This is a genomic window from Actinomadura rubrisoli (assembly GCF_004349215.1).
Taxonomy (GTDB): Bacteria; Actinomycetota; Actinomycetes; order Streptosporangiales; family Streptosporangiaceae; genus Spirillospora; species Spirillospora rubrisoli.
On record NZ_SMKU01000575.1, the window covers coordinates 1 to 3210 of the forward strand.

2 protein-coding genes are annotated in these 3210 nt (G+C 78.7%); one reads left to right on the forward strand and one right to left on the reverse strand.

All coding sequences use genetic code 11. From position 1 onward, the window contains the following. On the reverse strand, window positions 1-962 hold a 962-nt coding region (locus tag E1298_RS45505), incomplete at its 3' end, for an EamA family transporter (protein ID WP_131903585.1). Window positions 963-1108: 146 nt separating this feature from the next. Between E1298_RS45505 and E1298_RS49045 the strand changes: the two genes are divergently transcribed. Further along, a partial coding sequence (locus tag E1298_RS49045) for a hypothetical protein (protein ID WP_165975976.1) occupies window positions 1109-3210 on the forward strand: 2102 nt, incomplete at its 3' end.

A 3210-nucleotide genomic window follows, 5' to 3' on the forward strand; every position in this document is an offset into this window, starting at 1 on the left:
TCGGGGCTGACGGCGGCCACGTGCAGGGGCGGGGGCGGGCGCTGGACGGCGGCGCGCTGGGCGATGTAGGCGCCGGCCAGCACGATGGCGCCGCCGACGGTCTGGGCCGTGGTGAGCCGCTCGTCGAGCACGGCCCAGGCGATGAGGGTGGCGGCGACCGCCTCGGTGTAGCAGATCGCCCCGCCGACCTGGGCCGACAGCCGCTGCAGGCCCGCGACGCCGGTGAGGTAGGCCAGGACGGTGCTGATCAGCGCGATCGAGGCGACGAGCGTCCAGCCGGGCGCGGTGTGGCCGCCGACCGGGACGGGGGCGCGCAGGACGTCCCAGGGCAGGGCCCAGGGGGCGGCGATCGCGGTGAGCGCGGCGGTGGCGACCACCATGCCGGTGGCGGTGAGCACGAGCGGGTCGACCCGGCCGGTGAGCCGGTCGACGAGCAGGAAGTAGCCGGCCTGGCAGGCGGCGGCGCCGATCCCGGCGGCCAGGCCGAGCGGGTCCAGGCTCAGGCCCGTCCACAGCTGGACGACCAGCGCGAGCCCGGCCATGGCGATCACGACGCCGGTGACGGCGGTGCGGTGGACGGGGGTGCGGCGGACCAGGCGCAGCCACGCCAGCACGATGACGGGGCCGCTGAACTCCAGCAGGATCGCCACGCCGACGGGCAGCCGGGACGCGGCGAGGTAGTAGCAGGCCTGGCAGCCGGCGACGCCGGTGAGGCCGTTGAGGGCCAGGCTCCCCAGGTGGGGGCGCAGGCCGCGCGCGGCGGACCGTCCGCGAAGCAGCGGGACGAGCGGGGCCAGCACCGCGGCCGCCACCGCGATCCTCAGCCACACCGCCTGCAGGGGGCTCAGGCCCGCCTCGATGAGCGCCTTGCCGAACGGTCCCGAGGCGCCGAAGCAGATGGAGGAGGACACCGTCAGACCCACGCCCCAGGCGCGCGTCCGCGCCGCATCGTCGCGCGCCACTCCCGCACCCTTCCTGTCCCGCCGGGGCCTCCATCACACTTGGACATGAGCATCATGCCATAACACTCCTTACGCGTCGATGGGGAGGTCACGGACCGGTCGCGGTGGTGCCGGGCGGACCGTCCGGGAGGACTAGGATTCGCCGGGTGAGCTGGCAGGCGGCCGGGGCGGGACCCGGTGGAACCGGAGGCGGGCCGAGCGGGGACCTGTTCGCGGCGGTCGAGGGCAACGTGCGGGAGCTGGTGGCCTCCCCGTGGTGGCGCACCGCCCCGCCGCAGGAGCGCGCCGCGCAGGTCGCCGCGCGCATGCTGTGGGGCGCCGGGGAGTGGTGGCTGTACGGCGCGTGGGGCCGCTGGTACCGGTGCGGCCTGGACGGCAGCTGGCATCCCTGCCCTCCCCCGGCCGGCCACGAGGACCGGCGCGTGGCGGTCCCGGCGCCGCACGGCGCGGGCACCCCGCCGGTGCCGCCGCAGCTGTTCCCGACCGGGCCCGACCTGTCGGCCGGGCGGGTGGCGCCGCTGGGGTTCCTCGGCCCGGTCCCCGACACCGCGGTGGTGGCGCGCATCTCGCAGTCGCTGACGACCGCGCTGGCGGTGAACCCGGCGCAGTTCGCCCAGCGCGACCCGATGTTCCAGCCGGGCACGCCCAGCACCGTCGCCGCCGCGTGGGGGGCGCTGCTGTGGTGCGCGGGCTCGCCGGTGGTGCTGACCGAACATCCCCTGATCGAGTCGTTCGTGCCGTTCCTGACGACCTCGGCCGAGCAGCTGCACTGGATGATGCCGCCCGACTTCGGCACGCTCGCCGGCTACTACGTCAACCGGCTCGGCGCGGGCGACGGCGGCGGCGCCGCGCACATCGCGCGCGTGATGTACGAGGTGGCGGCGGGGCTGCAGGCCGATCCGCGGTTCCGGCCGGGCGCCGACGCGCTGGCGGCGGTGACGGCGGCGTCGCTGCGGATGGTCAACCAGGACATGGCCACCGTCCGGTACGGGCCGGAGGCGATCGTCCAGGAGTGGCGGCGCCGGTGCCCGGCCGAGCACGCCACGCCGATGGTGCGCGACACCGCGCCCGGGGAGTACCTGCGGCTCGCCCTGTACGACCTTCAGGAGATCGTCGCCGGGCTGACCGGCCCGCGGCCCGCCGCGACGGGGGGCCGCGGCCATGACGAGGTGCGCCGCGCCGGGGTCGCGGTGCTGGCCGCCGACCTGCAGGCGGCGCCGAACGCGCTGGCCGCGCTGCAGCGCTGGCTCGACCCCGACAGCGCCCGGACGCTGCAGGCGGTGCTGTCGGATCCGGCGCATCCGCTGCGCGCGCTGTGGCCGCGCGACGGGCGGCTGCCCGAGGCGCTGCGCGGCACCGACGCCGACGCGCTGGCGGCGCTGCTGGCCACCACCTACACCCTCGGGCTGACCTGGTGCCGGCTCGCGCAGGTCCCGCCGCCCTCGACGGGGTTCGCGGTGCCGCAGGCGGTCGCGGCGGAGCTGACGTCCCCGGCGATGCACACCCCGCCGTCCACCGACGAGCTGTCGGCGTGGGACATCATCAAGGCCGCGCGCGCCCACATGGCGGCCGAGCGGGCGGTGACCGGCGCCGACCAGCCGGTCGCGCCGGTGCCCGAGCCGCAGCAGCAGGCGCCGGGCCCGCCACCCGCGGTGGCGCCCGTGGAACCCCCGTCGGCTCCCCCGGTCCCGCCCGGTCCGCCGGGGGCGTTCGGTCCGGCGGGGGCGCCGGGCGCGGGTTCCGCGCTGGGGCCGGGCCTGCCGCAGGGGCCGCCTCCGGGGCCGCCCGCGCCGTCCGACCCGTTCGGCGTGCGGAACGAGCCGCCCGCCCCACCTGCTCCGCCCGGGCGGGAGCCGGCCGCCGCGAAGGCGCCGCGGCCCGCCGACCCGTTCGCCGCGGACGCTCCGCCGCCGAGGATCGCGCCGCCGCCGGCCCCGCCTGCCCCGCCGGTCCCGTCCCCGTCCGTCCCGGCACCGGGCGCGGACGAGGTCCCGGCACCGGCCGCCGCGTGGCCGGAGACGACCGCCGACACCGAGCGTCCGGCGGCCGCGCGGCGGCCGGCGCCGGTGTGGCCGGTGGAGCCGGCGACGCAGCTCGACCGCGAGGCGTTCAACACCCAGCTCGATCCGGGCCCGTCGTGGCCCGGGACCGGGGCCCCGGTACCGCCGGCGCCGGCCGTCCCGGCGGCGGCACCGCAGGCGGATCTGCCGCCGCCGCCCGCGCCGGTGCCCGAGCCGCCGCCCCCGGC